This is a genomic window from Peribacillus sp. NPDC097198, from assembly GCF_044762055.1.
Classification (GTDB): Bacteria; Bacillota; Bacilli; order Bacillales; family DSM-1321; genus Peribacillus.
In genome coordinates this window covers 196,585-216,776 of the sequence record NZ_JBIWDO010000005.1, presented here as the reverse complement: position 1 = coordinate 216,776, position 20,192 = coordinate 196,585, and the positions used below count along the sequence as shown (strand labels likewise).

Sequence of the window (20,192 nt, the reverse complement as noted above, 5' to 3'; positions counted from 1 at the left end):
TTTTCGCTATAGGGAATACCATAAATGAATGTACAATTCTAAAACTACTATTTTTTCATTAAGAAACGGAGGGTGAATGATGTTCGATTATACGGTTTCAACAGAGAAAAGCTTAGAACAAACCATTGCCTCATTAGAGAAAAATTTAAAAAGTGAAGGGTTCGGAGTATTGTGGAATTTTAATTTAACGGCAAAGCTTCAGGAAAAAGGCATGGAGTTTAATACTCCATATACGGTGTTAGAAGTATGTAATCCGAAAGAAGCTCAACATATCCTTTCGAAAAATCTGCTAGCTGGGTATTTCTTGCCATGCAAAATCGTGGTTTATGAAGATAATCATGTCATAAAAGTGGGAATGCCAAAACCTTCATCCTTGATTGAAATGCTTCAGAATGATGATATGAAAGCATTCGCCCTGGATATTGAAAAACGGTTAATTGGTTGTATCGATCGCAGCATTTAAGCCTTTGATAAAATGTCCATATACATCAAAAGACGGAAAGAAAAACAAATAGTTTTCATTTCCAATCATCGAACTATGTGGATCAGCTAACCCTCTCTTGCTGCTGTTCACCAGTTACAACTGCTTTTCATTTTGGATTTCAGACATTAACACTGAACGTTTATTTTTATTAGTTTGAGTTTTGACGGTTATCAAACCGGTTAGTTGGAGACGGCTCCCCTGAACAATGGAAATTTTTATCATAAATATAGTTAGGAAGATAACAAAAAAAGAAAAGAGGGATTACGCTGAAATATCTATTCGTTTTAACCTTCATGATGGTGATGATGACTGCTTGCGGAAATGAAGAGAAAGAGGCGGTACAAACGCAAAATCCTGAACAAACGGTAGATGTTGAAACAGATAAGGAGCAAACGGAAGAGGTAAAGACAGAAACAAAAGAAGTGGATAAACCAAATAAGAATGTAGCAAGTGATAGCAAAGCTGAAAAAGCCGATTTCCAAAGTATCATTCCAAGTGACTGGGGCATTAAGCTACCAACAGATTTCCCTGTGACCAAAGGAAAACATGTAACGGCTATCGCGTCTTCAACTCAGAATAAAGCGACTTTTACATTTTATAACACAGACAAACAACTAGAGATCAACGATCCAAAGATAAAAGAAACGGGGCAATTAGTTGGCAAGTTGGTCATTACTCGATATGAAACGGAAAAAGCAGCAAGTGAAGAAATCGATCAAACCGTTTTCTCAGATGGTGAAGCTGTTGATTTAGGGCATGGCATAACGGGGTATCAGGATGCAGGAGCAGGTTCATTATTTACAAGTTGGAATGAAGGACGCTGGGCCATTATAGCCCGTTCCACAACAGAAAAGTCAGAAGAAAGCTTAGCGACAGCGAAGGAAACTGTAGAATTTTTGGAAACGCATATGATGCCTGTTCCTAAGAAATATGGGCAATTGCATATCGATGCAAACGATACAGGCAGCCTTGCAAAGTGGCAAAAACAAAAGTTTGTTTATACGCTAACTGATTTTGGCGACAACACGCTTAATTGGCTGGTTACCTTTAAATAAATACACTTTTTGTATCTTGATTAAGAAGGCCGCCAATAGGCGGCCTTCTTTGTATGATCTTTATAACCCCAACTAAAAAGCTGCGGTCCAGCCTGCATCTGCGGTTATGACTGTGCCATTTACGAAGCTTGAGTCGTCTGAACCCAGGAATAGGGCCACTTTTGCAATTTCTTCAGATTGACCTGCACGAGGGATGACAGATTGTGGGATCTTCGTACGGCTTGAACCAAATTCATTCAGATTTTTCATGCCGGCCGTAATATTGGTCATAACGGCTCCGGGTGCGATGGCATTACAGCGAATCCCTTTATTGGCATACATAAAGCCTGTATTTTTTGTGAATCCGACCACTGCATGCTTTGAAGCCGTATATGCAGCGCCGGCATGCGCCCCGTTCAGTCCACCTGTAGAAGCCGTATTGACGATGACACCTTGTCCTTTTTCCAAGAAGATCGGCAAGGCCTTACGGGTGGCACGCATGACCCCTTTTGTGTTGATGTTAAAGATTCTATCCCACTTATCATCATCGATATCACCCGCTGGTTCGAAACCATCCATGATCCCTGCGTTATTGACCAGGATATCTAATGTGCCGTATTCAGATACGGCCGTATCGATCATATGATCAATATCTGCTTGTTCCCCAACATTTACTTTTATCGCTTTAGCCGTTCCGCCATTACTTTCGATGGCATCTGCGACCTTTTTCGCACCATCCATATCAAGGTCTGCGAGAATGACTTTGGCGCCTTCTTTAGCATACAATTCCGCAATCGCTTTCCCCATACCCGATGCTGCACCTGTTACCACGGCTACTTTATCTTGAAGTTTCATATTTATCCCTCCTATTAAGGATTCGTTTCACAGTAATAGTGGAAACGTTTTTTAACCAACTGAATGCGTTGATAGCTTTTCCAACCCTCCTGCTTTTCATGTACCGTACCTCTGGGTAACCACCAAACAATTTTCTCCTATGTAAAAAAAGGGAACTGTCTCCAGTTCCTCAAAAAGAATAGAATTTTTTTCTAAGGTCTGATTTTATGCCAGCTGTTCAATCACGATGGATGCACTTAGGACAGCTGCAGATGCCGGACCGCTTATCGTATTATTCAGTGAAGTACCCCCGTCAATATTACGTAAAGTAAGAACGGTGCCCGCAGGCAATGTCACGATAACTTGTCCGCTATACGTTTGGTTACCAGATCCACTGCCATAATTGGAACCTGCTATTTGATCATCTCCAGCGAATAAGGCGAATGCTGACGTACCTTGTTGTGGATTTACTTCATACGTGATGAGGTACGTGCCTGCTTGCGAAATCGTGATCTCTGCGTCCCCCTCAGTATGATCAACGAACCCTGCAGGTACGATGCTTCCGTTAGTGTTAAACGTCACTGAATCATTTCCAGCAAGAGTTTGAGCTGTTGTGTCATAAATAAAAGCGAAGCCAGGTATCGTTCCTGTTGCCCCTGTCGCTCCTGTTGCCCCGGTGGCTCCTGCTCCTGTCGCTCCGGTTGCCCCTGTTGCTCCGGTTGCTCCCGTGGCTCCTGTTGCCCCGGTGGCTCCTGTTGCCCCTGTCGCTCCTGTCGCTCCGGTTGCCCCGGTTGCTCCTGTTGCTCCCGTTGCTCCGGTTGCCCCGGTGGCTCCTGTTGCCCCTGTCGCTCCTGTTGCTCCCGTGGCCCCTGTTGCTCCTGTCTCCCCGGTGGCTCCTGTCGCTCCTGTTGCCCCTGTCGCTCCTGTTGCCCCGGTGGCTCCCGTTGCTCCCGTGGCTCCGGTTGCCCCGGTTGCTCCCGTGGCTCCCGTTGCTCCCGTTGCTCCCGTTGCTCCCGTTGCTCCGGTTGCTCCTGTCGCTCCGGTTGCTCCTGTTGCTCCCGTGGCCCCTGTTGCTCCCGTGGCTCCGGTTGCTCCCGTGGCTCCGGTTGCTCCTGTTGCTCCGGTTGCTCCTGTTGCTCCTGTTGCCCCTGTTGCTCCTGTTGCTCCGGTTGCTCCTGTTGCTCCCGTGGCCCCTGTTGCTCCGGTTGCTCCTGTTGCTCCCGTTGCTCCCGTTGCTCCTGTTGCTCCTGTTGCCCCTGTTGCTCCTGTTGCTCCTGTTGCTCCGGTTGCCCCTGTTGCTCCCGTTGCTCCGGTTGCTCCTGTTGCTCCTGTTGCTCCTGTTGCTCCCGTGGCCCCTGTTGCTCCGGTTGCTCCCGTTGCTCCGGTTGCTCCTGTTGCTCCTGTTGCTCCGGTTGCTCCGGTTGCCCCTGTTGCTCCGGTTGCTCCGGTTGCTCCTGTTGCCCCGGTTGCCCCTGTTGCTCCCGTGGCCCCTGTTGCTCCCGTGGCCCCTGTTGCTCCCGTGGCCCCTGTTGCTCCCGTGGCCCCTGTTGCTCCTGTTGCTCCTGTTGCTCCTGTTGCTCCTGTTGCTCCTGTTGCTCCCGTGGCTCCTGTTGCCCCTACTCCTGCAGAAACACTAACTTTTACATTTTGTTTGATACTTTGTTTTGATTTTCCTTCGCACCGGCATTTTTTGTGCCCACAATCCTTGCACTTCTTTGATTTGCAACGACAATTTTCATGTCCACATTTACTACATTTACTCAATATTCTTCACTCCTTTAATAGTTTCTCACTATCTTATGAGTGGAGAAATCAATTGGATTGGACAAACTCTCTATCTCTTCATAATAAAGAAAACCCCTCTTTATGAAAAAAGTAGGGGTTGAGTTGGATCCATTCATTTGGTATTCAAGAGTTTATTTTTCCTACACTCCTCCATCCATAAGCTAACCATGCAAGCTGCCTTTTAGCCAAGGTCGCCCTCGATACGGTCCGATTGGTATTTGGATGAGCGTTGTTTTTTCATGCAGTCCTTTTTTATAAATGTCATCACATACGTTCACATCGAACCCAAGCAAAGGATGACCTCCCATATCCAAGGCTGTCGCTACTAAAAGTAATCGTTGGACGAGCATTCCCGCTTCCATCTGTTGGATGCGGTATCCCCTGTAGCTTAGCTCCTTTTTGCGGTGATCTCTATTCCCTGCCACATGCAGGCAGATTGGAACTTGCAGTAAATTCACATTATCCAGTGACATGGCGTATTGCAACTGAGTTCGCTGATCACCTTGTCGCACAAGCCGTAATGCATGATTTGCTCTATCATAAACATAAGCACCATCTGAAATATCTTCCATTTGATGCAAACAGGCATAGATGGAGACGTCGTGTTCTTGCGTCTCATCCACATCATTGGTATACGAAAAAGATGCCGAAGCCTCTTGCAACAGTGTGGCGAGTTGAATCTTGCTCACCTTCCCTAAAACGAAATCCATTTCCGGGGAAAACCGCTTACGGCAAATAGTAGCCAGGTCATACGACAACCGCTCCACTGCTGGCAAATCTATACTCCCCATACCTTTTCCACTTCGCGCTTCCTTTGCTTCGATTTTCCGAATGGATCGAGTGGAGTCAATCATGGATGCTTCATTCATCTGAATCAACATTGGATACTCTATGATTGTCTGTGACCGAACATAATGGGTATGTGATATGGCAGGCAGCTCTCTACATAATTCAACCGCCGTGACAGCACGATCTATTTTACTTCCAAACGTGACTCCATTTGTAGCTTCCACAGATAAAAGAATGGCGGCATATGTGCTTTCTTCTTGTTCAGATAATCCAATTAAGTGATTAATGGCCCGGTCCAGGAATTGAAAGGACACGCCAGTCGAGAAGCCGAACCTCTTCGCCACCTCCAATAACTGACCCATCAGGACACCTGCGTCCAATCCTTGCAGGCGATAGGAAAAATCGTGGTACTTATAGAAGTTTTTCCAAAACATCGTCGACACGAAGACCGTTCCGAAACACGTTGTCATATCGCAACGACCGCCAAGGGCCTGGTCCAGATAGTCATCAAAATTACCTTCCCGCACTAATACCAAACGATGGTGTGCCACATCATAATGGTACACGCCAGCAGGCAACTCCTCGATTTTCAGGTAGATGTACAGTTCGTTTGGATACAATGCTCCCCCTGAAGGCGCAAAACGGCGGAACGACTGCATGAAGTCCATTTGTTCCGGATCATTCATGAACTGGCTCACTTGAGCAAGGCCGAATACATACCAAAGAAAGTGACCGATAGCCTTGAAGTCAGGCTGGGATGATGTTTGGCAGGCTTCCAATGTCAGCGGCACTTCCGGCGAAAAAGGGAACACAGGCAAGTCACGGTAAAGTTTATAGGAAAGTGGCGCATCCTCCCAATCCACTTCCCAGTCAGGCGGTCTGACCTTCGCTGTGTCAAACTGAAGATTATGCAAAAATTGATCTAGATTCATCCCCTGCCTCCTTACCACCGCTTATGGAAATGGATGCGGATCTTGATTAAGCTGTTCGATTGTCAGCGGCTGCTTCGCATATCCTAGTTCCACGGGAACCTGCAAAACCCTATCGAGTCCTGTAACGCGGGTCAGGTGATGACCGAATGTCATCGGGAGCATGCCCGGTATCAGCACTTTCACGCAATGTAATCCGTTCTTTTTCAGTTCCGGCGTCGTTTGATCCACGACAAGCACATCAAGGCCATGCTGTTGCAACTGTAAAAGCACGTCCTGTAGGTCATCCATTAAATCGGCATGTTTCACCCCGGCCAAGAATTCCTCGTCGAACGTACGCAACGGCCGTCGATCATCCAATAAAAAGTGCAACCGTTCTTCCGCTTGCCGTAACCCAAACAGCATGCCATGATCATCCATCTGCTGGACTAAGTACGGGTCAGCGAGCATCTTCTCATACTCTTCCTGATTCGCCTCGAATTTATCGTCAAGGGTCAGCATCATGCCCGCCAACTCATGAATCGCACTTTTCGCCGCCCGGATGGGATCCAAATGGGCACCACCCGCACAAATGAGGTTCAATCCTTTTCCTTTCCTGTTTTTCGCCATCGCCCAGACACTTGGGATGCCATGTTCCATCGTCGCGTTATACAAATGGATGTCATATCCCGCCGCTGCCCGTGCCCGGTCCATCATCAATGCCAGTTCTTCGTCATTGGCCGAATACGGGTCAAGGCGGGGAAGCGGGAGCTTAGCGTACCAGGTCAATAGAAAGGAATCGCGTTCCACCACTTCGAAAATCCCGTACAAAATCGCTTCTTCCAAACTGCCTCCTAATGCGCAGCCATTGGACGTTTCATAAACAAACCCCTCCCCGCAGCCCAAGCTATAATAAGCCACCAGCTCTGGAACCAAAATTGGACGCTCTTGTAAAAAAGAATAGCTCCAAACCCAGTTGATTGGGGAATCCGGATGAAAACGCTTGAAAGGAAAACCAGGCATTTCATACATTTCATCGGTGTGGACACCAAGCTTGCTGGGATCCAGGGCCTCATCTTTCAGATTATTGTAGCTGTCATGGACAACGGTCCGCTTTCCCCGGGGTTCAAGGCCACAGTACCGCTCCAATCCTTCCAAAATCGCAGTCATCTCGCTAACCGCGTAGGAATTCGTCCTCCCCGCTGTCCCTTCATCCCCCATGAACAAAGGAAGACTCACACTGACATCGGCAAATGGCGGCACAAGATCGACCATCTTATTATTCAGAAAACCCATCCGGGGATCGAGATAATCCTTGGCCAGCACCTGACTTAGCTCAGTCATTGAACGGGTGCGGTAGCCATCGGGATCCACCTTCGGACTTGGTTGTAACGAAATTCGGGCCGCCCTTGAAGAATCATCGGGAATGGGACTACAGACCGGGCAGATTGGATCCGCTAAAAAAGGATGCCAGGAAATATTCAGTGTCTTCATGTTGATCAAGGCTACAGCATATTCCGACCGGGCCCCAGTCCCTTCCATCACCCGCTGCACCTCTTCTCCAATCAGGTAAGCCATTTGTAACAGTCCCGTGCGCGATGCCGCCGGGTCATCTTGCTTCCCTCCATTCTCCTGCAATTGCTTTTGGATGGCCCACATTTCTTTCCGATCGCGCCCCGCCATGAGATGCCGTAGATCCGCGCATTGCGAGCACCCTTCCTTCTCCATCCACACTAGTGGCCCAACCATCCCTTCACCAAATGACACAAAGCCCCGTAACCATGGAATGTCGAGGACTTCCTCCGCCTTTAGGTGGGCAGAAGGATCCCAGGCATCCTGCAGCACGAGAGCCAGGTCAGCCGTTTCGGGTATCTCTGTCAAAAAGTCGACCTGGTGAATGATTTCGTATTGGACTGACAATATTCCGTACACCAGGTCCGCCAGCACTCCTTCTCCGACCATCAAGATGACAGGCTTCACCTTGATCCCTCCTCTCGCAGCAACACACCAAATACCCCTGCCAGCTCCTCTTTCAAAACAGGTTCCAATTCCAGTTCGAAGGCCAATAGCCGCTTTCCGTTCCAATCCAGCACTTGCAAGGCCTCCTGTAGCACTTCCGATTCTCTTGATCCTTCATACGACGCAATCCTAAGTGTCAACGGCGTCCTTTTTTCCATTAGTACAGATGAAGCTCTCAAACCCTGCTTCTTGTAACCCCCCTTTTCATTTTGAATGACCATGAGTGCCTGCTGTAAAGCATTCCGTAAAGCCTGTGTACTATTCAACCCTACACATCCGTACCACTCATCCCCCGTACCGACCCATACGACAGGGAAACCGAATACTTCCTCTCCTAACGCAATCACGGGGTCACCTGCCATTCTAGTCAACGCCTGCAAGTAATACCGGCAGCGCTCATCGTCTATGACCTCCAACTGAATTCGACCACAGGCGTGCTTTTCGTTGCTTCGCTTGGTTAATTCCTCGTCCAAACACTTGTACAACCCCCGGCACATACACTCCGCGAACGTCTCTCCCGTACCAACTCCGACGAATCCTTCTACACCTACTCCATCCCATTGAGGTAAAGTCGGACCAAGATGGCTGACCGTTTCCGTGGCATACACTTCGACTCCCGTTAAGCCCGCTTCCCTCCTCGCTTCTTCATGCAATAATTCCGAGCAAATGATCGCTGGCAACAATTCAGTTGGACCCTCCGACATCGGGTCAACCACTTGGACACGGCATTGAGCTAACGGCAGTTGCTTCAGTTCTCCTTCTTCCCAGCTATGGAAGATGCCCGATTGGCTGGAAGTCATTCGGCCAAAGGACATAAACAACTTACCCCGTTCGCCTCGGCTTGATTGCTGGTTCAATCTCAAGTCGAAATCCGTCACCCATCTTGCAGCCGCCGTGCCCGTGACAAACGGGTGGGGCAAAAAGGTGTGCCAGCTTCCTTCCAAGGTTTCCATATCAAGCAGGTAAAGTTGATTGCTCTGATCCGATTCGCTCACTCCCGTACTCCTTTTGAATAACTCGAACGCCAGTACATTTGCGAGGAGCGCACCCGCCGTGGAGGAAAAAGAGGCAACCTCTTGATCGGTAATCAGGGAAGACTGATGTAAACGGCGCCAGGCAGACTCCCAGCAGGAAAGCGATTCCCCGTTCACCATCGGACCGGCAAGACCAATTTGATTCAGACTCAGTGCAGGGAAAAACATCTTCTCCTCTTGCCTGCAGGCCGCGTGCAGCGCCCGCAGTTCCTCCACCTCTCCATCTTGTGACACAGACACGATATAATCATATGGCCGGATTATTTCCTGCCAAGCTCTTTCCCCCTCCTGATTCTGGGAAACCTCCTCCACCACCACGTCCTCATCTGTTGTACGGAAATGGGCAACAATTTCCTTCAGTCGCTTTCTATTCGTCGATTTCGAATCCTTTATATGAATATGAAAAGCAGGCAATCCAGATTCAAGCAACGCGGATACCAGTGATACGAAAAACGGACCTGAGCCAATCGCCAATACTTTCAGCTGACGATAATCCTGAAAACGACGGGCTCCCGAATCGCCGACACTATCCAAAAACGCAATCTGAGACGCATACTTATCCACAATCCGATCCGTCAACTGGTGTGGGGCATCTTGACTGATATCCCGAACGAACCCGTTCTTGTACAGAACTTCGGCAATCTCCATGACCCGATTCCGGTATGGCCCAGGCAATCCATCCGTCAAATCACTCAATGCATGTTCCCCGTTAAACATGGGTATTAACTGTTCAATCCATTGAACGATGGTACGTCCTTCCATACGGAAAGAACTTACATTATTCCGAAAATACACTCCCCCATTTGGTTCAGGGAGAAAAAACGTATCCCTATTCACTTTCAGACGCATAGAAGGGGTCAAATTCTTCATCTCGAACCTCCTAACCAACAAGCTTTACTTAGCTATCCCTCTAATCGTATGTATGACAATTTGTCTCTTATGTCTAATTCCATGGAGAAAAGCCCCTGCAGGCATTCTGCAGGGGTCGGTTCTTCTCTGAAAATCGATTAGCGACCGCAACGACCGCAGCGTCCACACCCTCCGCAACGTCCACATCCGCCACACCCTCCGATGCCTCCGAAGAAAAAGCATCCGAAACAACCAAGGCAACCAAAACACCCTAACGGGATAAGACGGGAATCTTCCATGGAATGCTGATGCTGAAATTGATTCGGATCCCAAGGGACCGGCTGACTGGCCTGGAACTGTGGGTCGACATTCAACATTTGAAGCTGATTTTGAAACTCATTCATGTATAAAACCTCCATATTTAAATTAATCAAAAATAACGAAGGAGTACGGAAAAAATGGCCTATAGATTTTCCCTATCCTCCAAGTACTCTCTCCACACAAAATATGTACTCGGAATGGGTATTGCTACTGATTCAGATGCCCATTTTCATGCGTTCCCCCGAAATCTTCACGGAATATTTACTTATCAAAGGCGAACAGCAAAGTAGTGCACGAGCCATCAACGAATCTATTTATCTGGAATTCATTGACCCACTTTTGTTAAATCCTTACAATGATTCAAGAAAGATATTTTGCACTTGATAGAGAAAGGAAAATGAGAAGATGCGAAAAAGACATAAGATAATTAGTTTCATACTGACCATACTGCTCGTCCTGACAAGTGTTTCCGGAGTTGTGTTGGGAAACGAACAGGCGTCAAGAAAACTGGATTCTTCCGCTATTGATGAGTTTATGGCAAATGAAATCGAGCGTCTCAAGATTCAGGGAGCTTCATTGGCCATCGTAGAGGGAGATCGGGTGGAATACGTGCAAGGATATGGTGTGGCCAACCAAAATGGAACTGAAATGACTTCGGAAACCCCCATCGTTCTTGGGTCCGTCAGTAAATCATTTACGGCACTTGCCCTTATGCAGTTAGTGGATCAGGGAAAAATACGATTACAAGATCCCGTGCAATTGTATATCCCCTGGTTTCATCTTGCCGATAAGGAGGCTTCTGGGAAAATCACGATTCAGCACTTACTGAATCATACGAGCGGTCTTTCCACATATGACGGCCAAGTGGCTATCTCACAGGGAGATAAGACATTGAAAGAACATGTCAAAGGCTTGGAAGAGATTGAATTGAAGCACCCTGCCGGTGACCGCTATGAATATTCGAATCTAAATTACGACATCTTAGGTTTAGTCATTGAAGAAGTGACAAATCTATCATATAAAGACTATCTAAATGAATTCATATTCAAGCCGCTTGAAATGAAGAATACCTACGGTGACCCTAAAGATGTTGCAAACCATGCCATTGCGGGCGGTTATCAGACGGTATTTGGATGGAAGCTACCGACCAAGCAATTGAAACACGAGGGATCGGTTCCTTCCGGTTACATCATTTCTAGTGCGGAAGATATGGCAAATTATATGATCGCCCAATTGAATCATGGCACATTCAATGGAAAAGGCATTTTATCGAAGAATGGCATGAACACCTTGCATCAGCCATCATCATACATAGGGGATGATACGTACTACGCAATGGGATGGGAAGTGAAGGATGATGAAGTCTCCCATAATGGATGGACAGAAAACACCTACTCAAAAGTGATCTTAGACGGGCAGTATGGCATCAGCCTACAGATTAATTCAATGGATTATTTCAACCTCAATGAATATGATTCGATCATAAGCGGAGTGAACAAGCTCGTACATCATGAAGAACCCCCTAGCCCCACTGACCACCCATTTATGAAATATGCAGTGATTGATCTGATTATATTGGGATTCGTGACCCTGATTGTCTGGTCAATCAATAGAATATTCAAACCTAAACCACGAGAAGTACACGGATTCCTACGTATTCTCCATATGATGTTCCTCGTCATGGTTTACTGGCTGATTCCGTTGAGTATTTTGATCGGATTCCCTTATCTATTCGGTCCTTTATCTACAGTTACACTATTTGCTCCTGGAATCGGTCACCTATTATTTGGACTGCCTTTGCTTCTATTGATTGTGGGAGTCGTTACATTGGGGAAAGGCATACGAACTGCGCGGAAAACCCATTTGAATGCATGAAAAACGATGGTGGGGATTCACACCATCGTTCCACAAAAAACCTTTCGTACTAATAATATATACCAAAGTAAAAAATTTCCGTTATTCGAAAGGTTCGTGATATAATCATTTATCGCTAAAAAGCCAAATAGACTGATGGATTTTTCCGAAAATTCATTCATTAAGGGAGTGAACGACCATGGATAACAAAGAACAGACTATTTTCACCCATAAGGGAAATACAATCAAAACAGAAGATAGAGAGATTACGATCCTTACTAGATTAGAAGAACCGCTCATCGCCGTTTTGGGGAATGTGTTAAGTGACGAAGAATGTGACGAATTAATCAGTTTGTCCAAAGATAAACTGAACCGTTCCAAAATCGGTGATACACGCGAAGTAAATGAGATGCGGACAAGCAGTAGCATGTACTTCCAGGACAAGGAAAATGACCTCATCACGACCATTGAAAATAGAGTTTCTTCTATTATGAATGTACCCGTTGAACATGGGGACGGTATTCAAATTCTAAAGTATACACCTGGCCAAGAGTATAAGGCCCATTATGATTTTTTCGCCTCTTCCAGTAAAGCTGCAAAAAATAATAGAATTAGCACCATCATCATGTACTTGAATGATGTGGAAGAAGGCGGGGAAACGTTCTTTCCTAAACTAAATCTCTCTGTATCTCCCCAAAAGGGAATGGCCGTGTACTTCGAGTATTTCTATGATGATCAACATGTAAATGAACAAACCTTACACGGTGGAGCCCCGGTCATAACAGGAGAAAAATGGGTAGCGACACAATGGATGAGAAAACAGAAACAGATCTAGACAAAAACTTCAATGCCGGTGTGCCTTCAAACTGTAAGTAGAGGTAAGAGGTAGGCTTTTGGGGAAAGCATCCTCCCAAAAGCTGAGATCAAACCCCTCTCTTCAGTCTTTTTTTATTTTGGTTCTATTACCGATGAACGAACGGTAATAAAAGAAGGGCTAGATATAGATATTACATGGGTTGCTGTTGGAGCAATCGAAATTAGAGAGGAGAACATTCCTATTATTTTAAAGAGAAAACTATTGACTGCTTTTCTTAGTAGTTTGTTATTTGCATTGGTCCTTTCATCGCTTGGTGGCTTTGATTTGAATGCATTTATGAATTTATATTATTTAAATCTTATGATTGTCATTATCTACGGAGTGATCACTTCCTTCTTTAGTGACTGGCTGAGTAGGCAGATTTCTAAAAAGGCTTACACTCGCGAAATTCTCTCCTTCTTATTTCACTGTTTATTCGGATTCGTCTTACAAATCCTAAGTCTTGTTTCTGCCATCTCATTCTTTATTGTTGACCGTCTATTAGCAAAAGTGAAAATTGGATGGCTATCCGTTATCATAGCCTTTGTCATCGTCGTGCTAGTATTTATCCTTATGATGAATAGGTAGACCACTGACCTGGCAAGTCGGTAAAACGATGACTTCCCCTAACGAGGGCATTCGTTCCATAGGATTCATCAAAGAAGACCACTTATTCGGTGATCTTTTTTATTTGTTCAAAAATCCCCTTGTGTTCCGAATCGTCCACTCCTTCGAGAATCATTTATGACTTGTGTGCTGTTCCTCCTTCACATCCATCACCAATGTATCGAATAATTCACCATCCGAATAAACCAAAATGGCCCATTCACCCGCATCCGGCAACATGACATTCGAAGGTACACTCCCATCGGCTCCATTCACGGCACTACTCCCCGTCAAGCTTCTGGACCACTCTCCATCAATTAATACGGAATGGATGGTTGACGTGTTCCGATGATATCCGACGAATGTCGCTACGCCCTTATCCATTCCCCAAAAGTGCCACAACCATTTCTCCACTTTATTTGCCTTTAATTCAGGCCCTATGATGCCAAGCCTGTTTTCGTTACCGATTACCTTGGCGTTTGTCGATGTACGAAATTCGACAGCTTTCCGCTCCCAGTCAATTTGATCTAGGTCTTTATCCGTTACGAAACTTGGAACCTCATCAATCACGCTTACCTCGTCTGTTTTCTCCGGTTCTTGCACCTTGGATGAGGTACATCCACTAATCACGAGTAAACACACTAAACAAGCTATATAAGTGATTTTACTTTTCAAAAAAGCTCCCCCTACCCGAAATATTTTACATATAATCCCATTATACACAAAAGCAAAACAGTAACCATACTGTAAAAACCATACTTACATACATATACACTCACGCTTGGCACCAGCGACATAAGGGAGACTTTCCTGATGTTTAGTATCGTAATTTTTTATTGACTTTAAAAAAGGATTCGAGTAGACTGATGAAGCGGTTCAATTAAAGTACTCAAATTAAAGTAGTTAAACCAGAATATATTTGAAGAAGGATGGATGCAACAAATGAAGTTTAAATATAAACATTTCTTAAAGACACAAGGTTCCATTGCTGCCATTTTCATGGGGATTTTCTATGGCCTTTGTATGCTAGGCATTTTCTTACCTGGTTATTCGGCCATTCCAGGAAATATCGATCAATTGCCGGTTGCCATCGTCAATGATGATGCTGGTGAATACGGAGACAAGATTGCCAGCCAATTGAAAGAAAACTTACCGTTTAAAGAAATCGAAACAGATGTAACAAATAAACAAGCGTTAAAAGATCTAAATAAGAATGATTTAGCGCTAGTCGTACACATCCCGAAAACATTCTCTGCGGATATGCAAAATGGCGAAACGTCATCAAGCATTGACTTTACAGTTAATGAAGCAGGACCAACCGTTGTTTCCTCAACTATGACTTCAGTCGTTACGGAAATTAACAATCAGTTGAGCGCACAATTCTCACAACAAACCGCTCAAGGCGTATTGATGAACTTCAATTTACCGGAAGAAAAAGCGGCTGAAATGGCGAAACAAATCGAAACGGCGTATTCAGGAAACATCGTCACGATCAATGAAGTGCCAGATGGCATGCACCACAATATGTTACCGATGTTCTTGACGATGGCAGGATATGTAGGTGCCATGATCGGTGCGATGCAATTAGTGACCTCATTCAGACAGAGCCGTGGAAAAGCGAGCAAGACACGACTATTCATGTATGTACAAATGACTGCCTTATTGGTTGCCGTTGTTTCCTCCTTCGTTGCCCTAGGCATCACTTATTTAGTGAATGAACCAAGTGGAGACCTATTCCTCAGCACGCTAGGTCAACAAATCTTGAACTATATGGTATGTTTCAACTTTACAGCCATTTTGGTATTCTTGGTTGGAGATGGTGGTATGGTGTTAAACATCCCGATCTTATTAACACAAACCATCGCAAATGGTGCCACCGTGTCACGTGATATGATGTATGCGCCGTATGAATGGATGAGCCACATTTCACCTATGTATTACTCGGTGCAAGCATACTTTGCCAACCTATATAGCACCACGAGTCCAAGTCCGTTTATTTGGTCCATGGTAGCCGTCGGTCTGGGTGCCATGTTCATCAACATGCTCATCGTGGCCTTTGTCCACAAAAAAGTTCCATTAGATAATCAAGTGGTACAACCGGAAACGGAAGCTGCAAAGACCGCTTAAATTCCCGCTTCGTTTGCTATAATAAGGATAACCATTTTCTGAAGGAGCTTAGAGATGCCCATTCAAGTTTTCATATTGAGCAAACTGATGAAGGATAATAATTATCCATATAAATTAAAAAAGCAGCTGTCTGAACCCATCCCTTTCGATCAACTGGGTGGGTTGACGGAAAGTAAGCTGTATTACCATTTTGATTCGCTAGTCAAACAAGGCTTAATCGAGATAGTCGAAATCATTAAAGAAGATCATCGACCTGATAAACAAGTATTCGGGATTACGGCTAAAGGCCGTGAAGAACTTCCGAAGAAAATCTATAAGTTGTTTGAAAATGCCAGTTCCATTAGTGATATGGTGGTGGGACTTGCATACCTCAAATATGTAGACCGTGATAAGGTAGTCGAAATCCTGAAAAACAACAAAAAGAAGTTCCTTGCAAAGTGGGAACAAATTTCGGATTTTGAAAAACAGATGAAGATGGAAAAAGACCATGATAAAGAAAAGCTAGTGGAATATTTAGGTGAATACTTTTCATCCAGAGCAGATCACACCATTTACTGGCTTGATGAGGTAATTAAACGGATTCAACAAGGGGAATTATAAAGAAAAAAACTGCACCTTCTTTGTTAGACACACCTAACAATCGGAGGTACAGTTTTTTTCATTGAACAAGCCGTGCGCTCCTTTCAAGGAGTACGCACGGCTTCTTTTATTTCTTCGGCAAATCTACATTCGTGAACTGATCGACGGGAACAATCTCTTCTTCCATGTCCATCACGTTCAAGATGACCCGGTCTCCTACCTTGGTCAAGACTACATCGGACAATCCTTGAACGGAAGGATCAATCGAGAACCTTTTGCTGCTGCCCTCTACGATAAGATAGAACACATACCCACTCGAAAGATTGGCATCATTGATTCTGATGACTTTCCCTTTGACCTCTTTCATTTCAAATCCTTTTTGGGGCGTCACTCCATTGACTTTCCCTAAGGAAGCGATCAGTTTCTTATAGTTCCGGAATGCTTCATCTTTGTTCTTCCCGAAAGCTACTTGAGGATTGTCGCTATTGGCATACACAATGGCCACCCCTTGGAACTTGCTTCCTTTTGTAACGGGGATCACATAGGTCGGTGCCCCGTATATCGTATAGAACACGCCATTGGTCGCTTTCCATCCTGGATATTTGGATAAGAATTCACTCGCATTGGCATTCGATTTTGCTTCTTTACCGGTTAAAACGGATGTCACGCCTTTATAATATGTCATTTCACCCGTCTTGGCGTTGAACACACCGTAACCTACCAGCGTTTTCGAGTTCCCTTTTGATTTGGCCCTCGTGAAATCGACGACATAAATCAACTCGCCTTTATCATTAAAGGTGACTTGCATATTTTCCTCATTCGGAATCAAGACATCTTTTTTCGGACCGATGAGTGATTGGTTTTTCCACCCGTGAACATATTTTCCCCAATAGCTCCAATACTCTAGAGCCGTTTCCTCAGTGAAGGTTCTGTCCACCCATTTCGGTTCTTTTCCTAATGGATAGAAGGTCGTGTCACCCGTTTCCGGATTCACCACTACCACCCCATCCACGACGGACCCACTTCTGTATTTCAAGTAATGGCCAACCGAAGCTACAAAGAAAGGCTTGCCTTCTTCATCTGGCTCCAGGTATGAATCGTAGATGACTTTGGTTGGATACGCCTTATGAATCTGTCTATCTACATCATAATCCAAATACTGTGACGGGGCATACAGCATCTTCCCTTTCACCGTGCTCGCACCTTTATCGGTCGCTATGGCCGAAATCAAGTTATATCCTGGCGTGTATTCGGCTTTTCCAGCTTTCAGGAATCCGTCCATTTCAATGGGAGAGGTATACGTCAATTCGCCATTGATATTGGTCAGACGGTATTCACCTTCCGTGAAATATGAGGCATTCTGGATTTTATTAATGGCAGCATCGCCCTTTGCATCAGCCATTTTCACCGTCACTAGTGGCATCGTTTTAATATCTTGGACTTCCTCTAGTTTATTCTTCTTTACGACATCGGCTAACCCATGAAGGTTCCCGGCAATCGTAAGGGGATAAAACAGCATGATCACCCAAGTGGCAATCAGCAATAAACCGATGATATACATGGCATGGACATTCCAAGGCGTTCTCACTCGCTTCGAAACGCCTTGTTCCCGGTCACGTCTTTTTAGGGAAGGTTCTTTATCCCTCGATAGGTACAAGCTTGCATCCACGATAAGGAACAACCCAAATACTATGGCCAAGTTGGAAAAGAACGCTTCAACCGTTTGGTCTAGTAGATTAATATCGATGATAAAAAATAAAATGACAGCGGCCAGTAATAGCCGCAGAACCTGTTCAGTGAAAAAGAGCCAATCTTTTTTCCTGACGGCTATGGACCACCTTTGCGGAATGAGGGAAAGTCCCAATAAAGCAAACGGAAGCTTCGTCACGATCCCTTTTAAGATAAATGCTAGTAATGAAAATATCATGATTACAAAAAAACTCCCTTTATCTATTTTTCTAATTCTACCTAATTTTAACACAACTAATCAGCCTCTTTTGCCTCTCCCCTACAAACCTATACATTTTCAAAAAAAATATTTTTAGAGCATGCTACTTTTTCCTTTTTAAAGTTTATATAGACGGTGAAGTGATTCTTTTCGAAAGCTTCAATAAGATGAAGAACAATTTGGTTAGATCATACCCTCTGCCCAATGGATGTAGGCGGATACTAAAAGGAGACGGAACCGGATGATTTATGAAGAAACGTACCATTACTTATTGAAACATGTATCCTCCACTGAATTTGATGCGTGTTTGTACTCTTTGCTGCATAGTGATTGGGATGGGGTCATTCAGAGCCCGCTTCATGCAATGGCAAGCAGTTTGGGGACATCGGAAAAATATTTGAAGCAGATCATCAGGAAATTCACGTCACCAAAAGGAGACCTTCCGCAGGTTTTCGTATCCGTTCAACAAGATGGGGATGCTTTATATAAGTTCAACCTTGGACCAACAAGTAACCTTGGCTTTAACCATAAGACCGATCGTTATTGCAAGAAATACCGTTTCTTTTATCATGAGGCTTTCAAAGGGTTGACGATTTCGGCAAAACGTCTGTTGCTGATGGCCGCTTACCGGATGTCGGTTTCAAAATCGGAAGAAGTGATGTTCGATTATCATGAATTCGTTTCGGACTCCACTTCCCTATTCACAAGACAGCGCCTGTTCGAAGCGATGGATGCCATCTATGAAGCAGGCTTAGGCGATCTCGTTACGATTGCTTTCACAAGTAAGGCTTTCTCCAAGAAAGAAGTGATGATGTTTACCTTTAAGGAAGGGACGCTTGGAGAGTATCGCGAAAACCGTGGCGAGCGGGCAGGACTGCGCCGGACCATTTTCAATGCGGGCTTTCCTGGCCATATCAGCGATGCCGTCTGCATGGAGTTGGAACGGGTCGGGAAGTACATTTTCCGCTCGTTTCTTAAAGATGCAAAAAAAGCGGAAACTCCGAGCGATACGCAAAAGGAACTGCTGACCCTTGCGCGATTCGTCTATTCACAAGCACTCAAGAAATTCGGCAAGGCCTTGCGTGCCAACAAACCATTGCTCACTGAACCAAAACAGGCATCGGCTTATTTAAGCACGATTGTTTATAATGAAACATTAGAACAAATGGCGAAGTATGCCCACCAGGCCGAGTCCATCAAGTCCCTGCTTGACCGTGAACATTTTCATAAAGAGATTTCAGAGAAGGCACTTGGCCGGGAAGTGAACTATATGGAAGTGAACCAACACATCGAACCGATCCGCCTCAAGTTTCAGCAAGCGGACTTCATCTATTCCATACTGAACGGCTGGTGCGAAGAGTGGCTCATATCCCGCGTGAAGACGGCGACCGAGACAATCGAAACAGAAGAGGAAATGACTGCACCGACAACCAACCCGGTACCCACAAGGACCGCTTCGGAATATATCATAGCGCTTAGAAATGATACATATGATCAATTGGACAAACTGCTCGCTTTAATCGGAAAGTTCGGCAACGCGGCTGTATCACCGTCCAACCAGCAATATACACTCACGAGGAAAAAGGAAACCATCCAATCCTATTTCGCCATACAACGTGGTCGGCTCGATGCCTTTGCTGCATCCCCTTCTTAACATCACACTACCTTCCTAAGCTAGTGTTTTTTCCCCTGCCCTTTTTAAATCCCTTAAAGCATTCCAACGCATACTCTTTTGCCCGCAAATACATACTCGATTTCACACGCAAAGTGGATTGGAATGGAAGGTACGAGACTCCTGCGGGAAATGCGCGTCTAGGGGAGACACCACAGGCGAAGCCGAGGAGGCTCCCCGACCGCCCGCGGAAAGCGAGTGCCTGAAGTGGAAATCAACGTTCACATCGAACAAGCCACAAAATAAACAAACACGATATTCATCGAGTTTGTTTACAGTTTAAAGAGAGCGAATCCGCTCTCTTTTTTGTGTCTTCTAAAGCATCTGTGGATAAAAGAAATTGGCTGTGAATTAAAGAATTTCGCTTGTGGATTGTGGATATCCGCCTGTGGATGTCGGCTGATAGGATGTGAGTTGTGGATGGTATTTGTGGATTGTGAATAGGTAGCCGTAAATGATAAAAGAAGTAGTTCCAAAACCCAGTCATACCAAG

General features: G+C 45.2%; 16 protein-coding genes. 8 read left to right on the top strand and 8 right to left on the bottom strand.

Going from position 1 to position 20,192, the window contains the following annotated elements:
- The first annotated feature begins 79 nt into the window (after positions 1-79).
- Positions 80-463, top strand: coding sequence for a DUF302 domain-containing protein (locus ACIQXQ_RS11050; protein WP_402957369.1), 384 nt, complete (start codon positions 80-82; stop codon positions 461-463).
- A gap of 326 nt (positions 464-789) precedes the next feature.
- On the top strand, positions 790-1,539 hold the full coding sequence (locus tag ACIQXQ_RS11045; RefSeq protein WP_402957367.1) for a hypothetical protein: 750 nt from the start codon (positions 790-792) through the stop codon (positions 1,537-1,539).
- 72 nt (positions 1,540-1,611) lie between these two features.
- Here ACIQXQ_RS11045 and ACIQXQ_RS11040 read toward each other — a convergent pair whose 3' ends face one another.
- The 6 genes from ACIQXQ_RS11040 to ACIQXQ_RS11015 all read right to left on the bottom strand — a co-directional run bounded on the left by ACIQXQ_RS11040 (position 1,612) and on the right by ACIQXQ_RS11015 (position 10,140).
- Complete coding sequence (locus tag ACIQXQ_RS11040; RefSeq protein WP_402957365.1) at positions 1,612-2,373, bottom strand: SDR family oxidoreductase; 762 nt, start codon at positions 2,371-2,373, stop codon at positions 1,612-1,614.
- A 204-nt stretch (positions 2,374-2,577) separates the two neighbouring features.
- Positions 2,578-4,116: a collagen-like protein gene (locus tag ACIQXQ_RS11035; protein WP_402957363.1), complete on the bottom strand. Its 1,539-nt coding sequence runs from the start codon at positions 4,114-4,116 to the stop codon at positions 2,578-2,580.
- Positions 4,117-4,298: 182 nt separating this feature from the next.
- Positions 4,299-5,858, bottom strand: a complete 1,560-nt coding sequence (locus ACIQXQ_RS11030; RefSeq protein WP_402957361.1) for a SagB family peptide dehydrogenase — start codon at positions 5,856-5,858, stop codon at positions 4,299-4,301.
- A gap of 21 nt (positions 5,859-5,879) precedes the next feature.
- Entirely contained in the window at positions 5,880-7,814 is a 1,935-nt protein-coding gene (locus ACIQXQ_RS11025; RefSeq protein WP_402957359.1) for a TOMM precursor leader peptide-binding protein, read from the bottom strand.
- Complete coding sequence (locus tag ACIQXQ_RS11020) at positions 7,811-9,757, bottom strand: putative thiazole-containing bacteriocin maturation protein (RefSeq protein WP_402957357.1); 1,947 nt, start codon at positions 9,755-9,757, stop codon at positions 7,811-7,813. The genes ACIQXQ_RS11025 and ACIQXQ_RS11020 overlap by 4 nt, the downstream gene beginning before the upstream one ends.
- A gap of 137 nt (positions 9,758-9,894) precedes the next feature.
- The gene (locus tag ACIQXQ_RS11015; protein WP_402874214.1) at positions 9,895-10,140 is read right to left on the bottom strand and encodes a hypothetical protein; all 246 of its coding nucleotides are present in this window, start codon (positions 10,138-10,140) and stop codon (positions 9,895-9,897) included.
- A gap of 322 nt (positions 10,141-10,462) precedes the next feature.
- Between ACIQXQ_RS11015 and ACIQXQ_RS11010 the strand changes: the two genes are divergently transcribed.
- From ACIQXQ_RS11010 to ACIQXQ_RS11000, 3 genes are all read left to right on the top strand, one after another.
- The gene (locus ACIQXQ_RS11010; protein WP_402957355.1) at positions 10,463-11,932 is read left to right on the top strand and encodes a serine hydrolase domain-containing protein; all 1,470 of its coding nucleotides are present in this window, start codon (positions 10,463-10,465) and stop codon (positions 11,930-11,932) included.
- A 178-nt stretch (positions 11,933-12,110) separates the two neighbouring features.
- Positions 12,111-12,746, top strand: a complete 636-nt coding sequence (locus ACIQXQ_RS11005) for a 2OG-Fe(II) oxygenase (protein WP_402957353.1) — start codon at positions 12,111-12,113, stop codon at positions 12,744-12,746.
- Between the two features lie 243 nt (positions 12,747-12,989).
- Positions 12,990-13,355 carry a hypothetical protein gene (locus ACIQXQ_RS11000; protein WP_402874205.1) on the top strand — a complete coding sequence of 122 codons (366 nt, stop codon included), beginning with the start codon at positions 12,990-12,992 and terminating at the stop codon, positions 13,353-13,355.
- A 150-nt stretch (positions 13,356-13,505) separates the two neighbouring features.
- Here the strand turns inward: ACIQXQ_RS11000 and ACIQXQ_RS10995 are convergent, their stop codons facing one another.
- The gene (locus ACIQXQ_RS10995; protein ID WP_402957351.1) at positions 13,506-14,048 is read right to left on the bottom strand and encodes a hypothetical protein; all 543 of its coding nucleotides are present in this window, start codon (positions 14,046-14,048) and stop codon (positions 13,506-13,508) included.
- A gap of 267 nt (positions 14,049-14,315) precedes the next feature.
- Between ACIQXQ_RS10995 and ACIQXQ_RS10990 the strand changes: the two genes are divergently transcribed.
- Positions 14,316-15,500: a YhgE/Pip domain-containing protein gene (locus tag ACIQXQ_RS10990; protein ID WP_402957349.1), complete on the top strand. Its 1,185-nt coding sequence runs from the start codon at positions 14,316-14,318 to the stop codon at positions 15,498-15,500.
- Between the two features lie 54 nt (positions 15,501-15,554).
- On the top strand, positions 15,555-16,100 hold the full coding sequence (locus ACIQXQ_RS10985; RefSeq protein WP_402874197.1) for a PadR family transcriptional regulator: 546 nt from the start codon (positions 15,555-15,557) through the stop codon (positions 16,098-16,100).
- A gap of 106 nt (positions 16,101-16,206) precedes the next feature.
- Here the strand turns inward: ACIQXQ_RS10985 and ACIQXQ_RS10980 are convergent, their stop codons facing one another.
- On the bottom strand, positions 16,207-18,006 hold the full coding sequence (locus ACIQXQ_RS10980; RefSeq protein WP_402957347.1) for a hypothetical protein: 1,800 nt from the start codon (positions 18,004-18,006) through the stop codon (positions 16,207-16,209).
- A gap of 262 nt (positions 18,007-18,268) precedes the next feature.
- On the opposite strand from ACIQXQ_RS10980, the gene ACIQXQ_RS10975 reads away from it, so the two are divergent.
- Positions 18,269-19,681, top strand: a complete 1,413-nt coding sequence (locus tag ACIQXQ_RS10975) for a hypothetical protein (protein ID WP_402957345.1) — start codon at positions 18,269-18,271, stop codon at positions 19,679-19,681.
- The last annotated feature ends 511 nt before the right edge of the window (positions 19,682-20,192 follow it).

Coding starts and splice junctions, on each gene's coding strand:
- ACIQXQ_RS10975 (WP_402957345.1), top strand. CDS start 18,269: ATGATTTATGAAGAAACGTACCATTACTTATTGAAACATGTATCCTCC.
- ACIQXQ_RS10980 (WP_402957347.1), bottom strand. CDS start 18,006: ATGATATTTTCATTACTAGCATTTATCTTAAAAGGGATCGTGACGAAG.
- ACIQXQ_RS11010 (WP_402957355.1), top strand. CDS start 10,463: ATGCGAAAAAGACATAAGATAATTAGTTTCATACTGACCATACTGCTC.
- ACIQXQ_RS11020 (WP_402957357.1), bottom strand. CDS start 9,757: ATGAAGAATTTGACCCCTTCTATGCGTCTGAAAGTGAATAGGGATACG.
- ACIQXQ_RS10985 (WP_402874197.1), top strand. CDS start 15,555: ATGCCCATTCAAGTTTTCATATTGAGCAAACTGATGAAGGATAATAAT.
- ACIQXQ_RS10990 (WP_402957349.1), top strand. CDS start 14,316: ATGAAGTTTAAATATAAACATTTCTTAAAGACACAAGGTTCCATTGCT.
- ACIQXQ_RS11015 (WP_402874214.1), bottom strand. CDS start 10,140: ATGAATGAGTTTCAAAATCAGCTTCAAATGTTGAATGTCGACCCACAG.
- ACIQXQ_RS11030 (WP_402957361.1), bottom strand. CDS start 5,858: ATGAATCTAGATCAATTTTTGCATAATCTTCAGTTTGACACAGCGAAG.
- ACIQXQ_RS11005 (WP_402957353.1), top strand. CDS start 12,111: ATGGATAACAAAGAACAGACTATTTTCACCCATAAGGGAAATACAATC.
- ACIQXQ_RS11045 (WP_402957367.1), top strand. CDS start 790: ATGACTGCTTGCGGAAATGAAGAGAAAGAGGCGGTACAAACGCAAAAT.
- ACIQXQ_RS11040 (WP_402957365.1), bottom strand. CDS start 2,373: ATGAAACTTCAAGATAAAGTAGCCGTGGTAACAGGTGCAGCATCGGGT.
- ACIQXQ_RS11050 (WP_402957369.1), top strand. CDS start 80: ATGTTCGATTATACGGTTTCAACAGAGAAAAGCTTAGAACAAACCATT.